This is a genomic window from Longimicrobium sp. (assembly GCF_036554565.1).
In the GTDB taxonomy this organism is placed as follows: Bacteria; Gemmatimonadota; Gemmatimonadetes; order Longimicrobiales; family Longimicrobiaceae; genus Longimicrobium.
In genome coordinates this window covers 1-5,229 of sequence record NZ_DATBNB010000072.1, presented here as the reverse complement: position 1 = coordinate 5,229, position 5,229 = coordinate 1, and the positions used below count along the sequence as shown (strand labels likewise).

The window sequence follows — 5,229 nt, the reverse complement described above, 5'->3', positions numbered from 1 at the left end:
CGGCGGGTGGACTTCGAGTACCTGCGCGGCGACCGCCCGTTCGCCTCGACCTACATGGTATACGAGAACCGTGAGATCGCCGGGAGCACCCTGCGGCTGCCGGCGCGCGGCGGCGGCTCCGCTCGTGCAGAGGGGGTGGGGCGGGTGGCCGCGCTCGGGGCGAGCTCCACCTTTACCATCGACTACAGCGGATTCGACCGCGCCGGCCCCGAGTAGCGGGCCGGGGACTGGATCAGGAGGATGGGACGGGATGGCGAGTTCCACGCGGCGTGAATGGACCGGGCTCGCTGGATGGCTGCTGGCGGCCTTCGCGGCGGCGGCGATCGGGGAGCGGGCGAGCGTGAACGCCGCCTCGTTCTACGCGCAGCTGGTGCGCCCCGCGTGGGCGCCGCCCGGGTGGCTGTTCGGGCCCGTGTGGACGGTGCTGTACCTGATGATGGCGGTCGCCGCGTGGCTGGTGTGGCGAGAGCGCGGCCGTGCGGGTGCACGGACCGCGCTCTCGTTGTGGGTGGTTCAGCTCACCGCGAACGCACTGTGGAGCTGGCTCTTCTTCGCCTGGCGCCGGGGCGCGCTGGCCCTTGGCGAAGTGGTGCTGCTGTGGGTGCTCGTGGCGCTCACCACGGCGGCGTTCTGGCGCATCCGGCCGCTGGCGGGAGTGCTCCTGCTTCCGTACCTGCTGTGGGTGGGCTTCGCCACGGCGCTCACCTTTGCCGTCTGGCGATTGAACCCCGGCCTGCTGGGCTAGCTCTTCACGAACACCATGTCGGCGCGCATTTCCCGGCCGTCCGGCATCGTGTCCACGCGGTGCACCACGAGCGCACCGTCCGCGCGCATCTCCCACACTTCGTCGACCACCCCCGTCACCGTGCGGTCGCGCATCTGGATCTCGCGGGTGATGGTGATGTGAATGCGCCCGTCGTCCGCGCGCGTGGCCTTGAGGCGCGTGGGAACGACCATGTTTCCGTTGGGCGTGCGAATGGGGGTCTGGGTGGCGGTTTCCACGCCGGAAAGCGAGTACAGGAACTCCATCTTCAGCGGCTCGGGGTCCGCGTTCTCGATCTCCACCCCCACGCGGAGCTGCGAATCGTTCTGCTCGATGGCCAGGCGGTGGCTGCGGATCTCGGCGTAGTACGGCGGCAGTCCGGTGCTCTGGGCCTCGTCCAGCGTCCACGCGCCGGTGAAGTCGGGGGGCGTGGCGGGCACGTCGGCGGGGCGGGGGGCCGCGGCGGCGGTGCTGAGCAGGGCGGCGAGAAGAAGCGTCTTCATGGTCGCGATATCCGGCTGGGCGTTGTACGTTTCGGATCGGCGCCCGGCCGTGTGCCGGGACCGACGAGTACGAGCCCGGCGCACCCGGCCAGGGTTGCCCCTCCGAACCCCGCCCGTGGCCCCGCTAATCCATCCCTAACCCGCCGTCGTTCGGCTTCCACGACGGCCGATCCCATTCGCCCGCACCTAGCCGCAGCAGCGATCCCCCATGCGCCTCGAGCCCATTCACCCCGACCACGCCGACGCCGTCCAGCGGCTGGCCCGCGATCCGCTCGTAACGGCCACGACCACCCTTCCCGAGCCGTACCCGGACGGCGGCGCGGCATGGTGGATCGCGGACCTGCTGCCCAGGCGCGAGGCCGGCGAGGAACACGTGTTCGCCATGCGCGTGGAGGACGGCGAGATCGCGGGGGTGGTGGGCGTGGGAGACGTGGAGGGGCCCGGCGGGTCTGCGGAGCTGGGCTACTGGGTGGGCGTGCCGTACTGGGGCCGCGGCTACGCCACCGCCGCGTGCGTCATGACGGTGGACTTCGCCTTCGGGTGGCTGAGCCTGGCGGAGGTGAACGCCTATCCGCTGCTGGAGAACGGAGCGTCGCGCCGCGTGCTCGAAAAGGCCGGCTTTCGCCTGGAGGGGATCGTGCCCAACAAGTATCCCAAGTGGTCGCCTGAACGCCGCCTGGCGCACTACCGGATCACGCGGGCGGACTGGTCCTGACGGCGCTGAACGTCTCCCGACCTGGTTCACCGATTCTCACGGACGGGCGAGAATGGCGCTGTTCGATCTCTTTCGCCGGAAGGACCCCACCGACGACTGGCCCGATTGCCGGCCGGCCCCACTGGTCTTCGACATCAGCCGGGGCGAGCTGAACGGCATTCCGCTCGGTGCGCCGATGTCCGCGCTGCGCGCCCTTGGCAGGCCGGGCAATCCTCGGCCCCAGCGCATATTCCAGTGGGACTTCGCGCCGCTGGGGCTGGAGGTGTGGCCCGACAAGCATGGCCGGATCAACTTGTTTACCTGCTACTTCCAGGTGAATCTCGGCGACACGGAACTGGGCAGGTACCCGGACTTTCAGCCGTCCAGGCTCAGCTTTCGGTTCGCGGACGGAACGCTGTGGGAGGTGGCCGCCGACACGCCGCGCGCCCGGATCGAGGCGTTCCTGGGCCCGCTCACGCAAAAGCCGGAGGGCAGCGACGAATACGGACCGCACGTGGTGACGTGCGGAGGCGCCCGGATCGGCTTCGAGCTCGACGAGGAGGGGCGATGGACGCTGGTGGACATCGAGCCGGCCGCCTGACGCCCGCGTCCGGGATCGGGACGTTCGCGCGTTGACGGCCTGCCGCATTCCCATCCACCTCCATGGCCCTCCGACGACGTCATCCAATGATCCGCACGGCCGGCCTTTCTGCCCTGGGCCTCGTTCTGAACGCCTGCCCCTTCGGTGCCCCCGAGAAGCCCGACGGCTACGCCACGGTGACGGGACACGTGCAGGTGCTCACCGGACCCAACTACGCGGGCCGGGTCTGGGTGCAGTGCTTCCGTGCGGACCATTCGGAGCCCTCGTTCGGAAACAGCGCCCGCGTGGACGCACAGGCCAACTACCGCATCGAACTGGAGGCTCCGTACGGGTCGTTCCGCCGCCAGGTCGCGGCGCTCCAGTTCGAGTGCAAGGCCCAGGCAGGCCCCGCCGGCGGGCCTTTCGCCATCCGCCAGGCCACCGTTCCGTTCTCGGAAACCCGCGCGAACCGGCCTGAGACGCGGATCGACCTGCGCCAGGGCGAGATGTAGCGTCACGCCGACGCCGTCCAGCGGCTGGCCCGCGATCCGCTGGTGACGGTCGTCATGCGCGCGGTTGACGGCGAGGCGCACTACCGCACACCCGCGCGTACATCGAACCCGCGAGCAATGGCTGACGCTCCGCGGACGTCCTCGGAACCGCAGCCGGGGATGGGAGGTATTGGGCCGTTCCGGTTGGGACAGTAGTTGCACTCCTCACGGGCAGGCACTATTGTTTTACATCGTCGTACGAACTTTTGTGCGATTCATCGTTCATTAGCCTTGGCGGCGGTCCCTCACCGCAGTTCCCAATACAACCCCGAAGGGTTCACTTGATGAGGCACGAAGCACAAATCTCCATCTTGAGCGCGTCCGTCCGAAGTGGGATCATGAAGGTGGGAACGCTTCTTGGGCTCATCGCCCTGATTGCGTGCGACAGCCCCGCTGAGCCCTCCGCCGGAGCACCGGATCTCTCCAGCTCGGTTGTCCAGCAGAATACAACCCGGCCGGAACCGCCGCAGGAACCCACACTCAGATACGACGGTCCAAAATATCCGGCGGCCGTGCTCTACATCCTGTATCGCGAGTACATCCACAAAAATCCGGGGCTCACGTCGCTTAGTCCCGAGGACCCGAAGTATCAGCAGTACATTGAACGCCGCCTTCGGCAGCTCTATCCTGACCGTGGGCACTCGGGGATGATGCGCGAAGCCGCGGAGCAGCAACGGCAAAACCGCATCGCCTGGCTTGAGTACGAGCGTGCCATGCGTGAGTACGAGAGGAAGTACGGTGCGGCCGGTGAAGGCTCGGCCCTGCCAATGACGATAGAACCCGCTGAATCGTGCGCGGACACCTCTCTCACGTGCGCCGATGCAAGTTGGTCTGGTCAGGAGGAATTCGCTGTTCCCGACGACAGCAGCATCCCCACAATTCAGATGGAGATCGACTCGCTGGAGCTTGACCCAGCGGGGATCGAGGAGATCTACTACTACGAATCGCTCGCTGCTGGCACGTACCAGGGGGAGCCGACGGACGGGGGCGGTGGTGGCGGTGGTGGCGGTGGTGGGGGTGGTGGCGGTGGGGGCGGCGGAACGGAGATTGTTTCGGTCGGGGAGGTGCAATTTCCCAATGGCAACGATGTTACCCCCCAGGTGGTCCCTGAGACCATCCTGACGACAGTGATGGGGTTGGGCATGGCCGGCTATAAGTATTTCAGGGCCAAGCAGGCGGTGCAACGTGCGGTGGCTAAGACAGCGGAGTTCTTCCCGTCGTTCAACAAAAACGATGATCAGGCTGACGCTTTCCGGCATATCTACTTGAGCGTCATGCTCAGGCGGTACCTTGGAAAAACGGTAACCAAGGCGGTGACGGATGATCACGAGAGCAACAGCTTCGGCGCAACGCACGTAATGGATCTGCACAACAATGACATTGGCCGCACGCATCGCTATGAGCAGTTCCGGAACCATTGGCTTTGGGATCGGTGGGATTGGCGCGAGTGGGCCACGCGTGTCCGGGACTATATCAACTACCCGGCCGGAAATGGAGTGTACATCCCGGAGTGGCAAAACGGCCCTACGACCGAGCAGGCCTGGCAACGTGAAGCGTCGGTGCCGGATGCGGGCTACATCTACTTCAAGCCTTGAGTGAGACGATGAGATTTCAATCGATTGGAAGGCGCGCGGCGTTCCTGGTGGGCGTGCTGGCCGTCGCGATCTCCGGGTGTGACCTCGCCGAGATCACTGGCGGATACCGCGGGCCGATGCCGGAGAAAGTGGGCCTTGCGGCAGAAGAAGTCATCGTCCGCCGCATCGAGAGCGAAGGGCAGAACCTCATCGTCGACCGGGTCCGCTACGCCAGCGATCCCCACAACGTGAACCGCGTTGTATCCGTGAACACGTCCACGCTCAAGGCGCAGACAGACGCATTGAACCTCAAAGCTGGCGACCACGTGGTGGTCTCGACCGAGTTCGTGCAGATTGGCGAAATCGTAGACTTCCCGGAAGTACCCAACTGGCCGGGGCATAACGCTATCGAGTTTCCGATAGGCTCCCACCGCCTGACCGCGGTCGCGCGCGCGGCACCCTGAAGCTACACCTCCGTTGTTCCTGCGCCCGTGCTTCAGCTACTCGAAGCGCGGGCGTTTTTCTATCTGCCCAGTTCACGCCAGCGGTGTGGGATGGGACCGC

Annotated in this window: 8 protein-coding genes; 7 read left to right on the top strand and 1 reads right to left on the bottom strand. The window is 66.4% G+C overall.

Translation table 11 applies throughout. From position 1 onward, the window contains the following. Both VIB55_RS02055 and VIB55_RS02050 read left to right on the top strand, forming a co-directional pair. Positions 1-216 (top strand): hypothetical protein (locus VIB55_RS02055; protein WP_331875000.1); only part of this gene is annotated, 216 nt, incomplete at its 5' end. 34 nt (positions 217-250) lie between these two features. Next, positions 251-745 carry a TspO/MBR family protein gene (locus VIB55_RS02050; RefSeq protein ID WP_331874999.1) on the top strand — a complete coding sequence of 165 codons (495 nt, stop codon included), beginning with the start codon at positions 251-253 and terminating at the stop codon, positions 743-745. On the opposite strand, the gene VIB55_RS02045 is transcribed toward VIB55_RS02050, so the two are convergent. Continuing rightward, on the bottom strand, positions 742-1,266 hold the full coding sequence (locus tag VIB55_RS02045) for a hypothetical protein (protein ID WP_331874998.1): 525 nt from the start codon (positions 1,264-1,266) through the stop codon (positions 742-744). The genes VIB55_RS02050 and VIB55_RS02045 overlap by 4 nt on opposite strands. Before the next feature lie 208 nt (positions 1,267-1,474). Here VIB55_RS02045 and VIB55_RS02040 point away from each other — a divergent pair, with 208 nt between their 5' ends. From VIB55_RS02040 to VIB55_RS02020, 5 genes are all read left to right on the top strand, one after another. Next, entirely contained in the window at positions 1,475-1,981 is a 507-nt protein-coding gene (locus VIB55_RS02040) for a GNAT family N-acetyltransferase (RefSeq protein ID WP_331874997.1), read from the top strand. 52 nt (positions 1,982-2,033) lie between these two features. After that, a complete protein-coding gene (locus VIB55_RS02035; protein ID WP_331874996.1) occupies positions 2,034-2,561 on the top strand; it encodes a hypothetical protein in 528 nt (175 codons plus the stop codon). An 86-nt stretch (positions 2,562-2,647) separates the two neighbouring features. Continuing rightward, positions 2,648-3,052, top strand: a complete 405-nt coding sequence (locus VIB55_RS02030; RefSeq protein WP_331874995.1) for a hypothetical protein — start codon at positions 2,648-2,650, stop codon at positions 3,050-3,052. A gap of 377 nt (positions 3,053-3,429) precedes the next feature. After that, a complete protein-coding gene (locus tag VIB55_RS02025) occupies positions 3,430-4,686 on the top strand; it encodes a DUF6973 domain-containing protein (protein ID WP_331874994.1) in 1,257 nt (418 codons plus the stop codon). 8 nt (positions 4,687-4,694) lie between these two features. Further along, positions 4,695-5,129, top strand: coding sequence for a hypothetical protein (locus tag VIB55_RS02020; protein WP_331874993.1), 435 nt, complete (start codon positions 4,695-4,697; stop codon positions 5,127-5,129). The last annotated feature ends 100 nt before the right edge of the window (positions 5,130-5,229 follow it).

Coding starts and splice junctions, on each gene's coding strand:
- VIB55_RS02050 (WP_331874999.1), top strand. CDS start 251: ATGGCGAGTTCCACGCGGCGTGAATGGACCGGGCTCGCTGGATGGCTG.
- VIB55_RS02045 (WP_331874998.1), bottom strand. CDS start 1,266: ATGAAGACGCTTCTTCTCGCCGCCCTGCTCAGCACCGCCGCCGCGGCC.
- VIB55_RS02040 (WP_331874997.1), top strand. CDS start 1,475: ATGCGCCTCGAGCCCATTCACCCCGACCACGCCGACGCCGTCCAGCGG.
- VIB55_RS02035 (WP_331874996.1), top strand. CDS start 2,034: ATGGCGCTGTTCGATCTCTTTCGCCGGAAGGACCCCACCGACGACTGG.
- VIB55_RS02030 (WP_331874995.1), top strand. CDS start 2,648: ATGATCCGCACGGCCGGCCTTTCTGCCCTGGGCCTCGTTCTGAACGCC.
- VIB55_RS02025 (WP_331874994.1), top strand. CDS start 3,430: ATGAAGGTGGGAACGCTTCTTGGGCTCATCGCCCTGATTGCGTGCGAC.
- VIB55_RS02020 (WP_331874993.1), top strand. CDS start 4,695: ATGAGATTTCAATCGATTGGAAGGCGCGCGGCGTTCCTGGTGGGCGTG.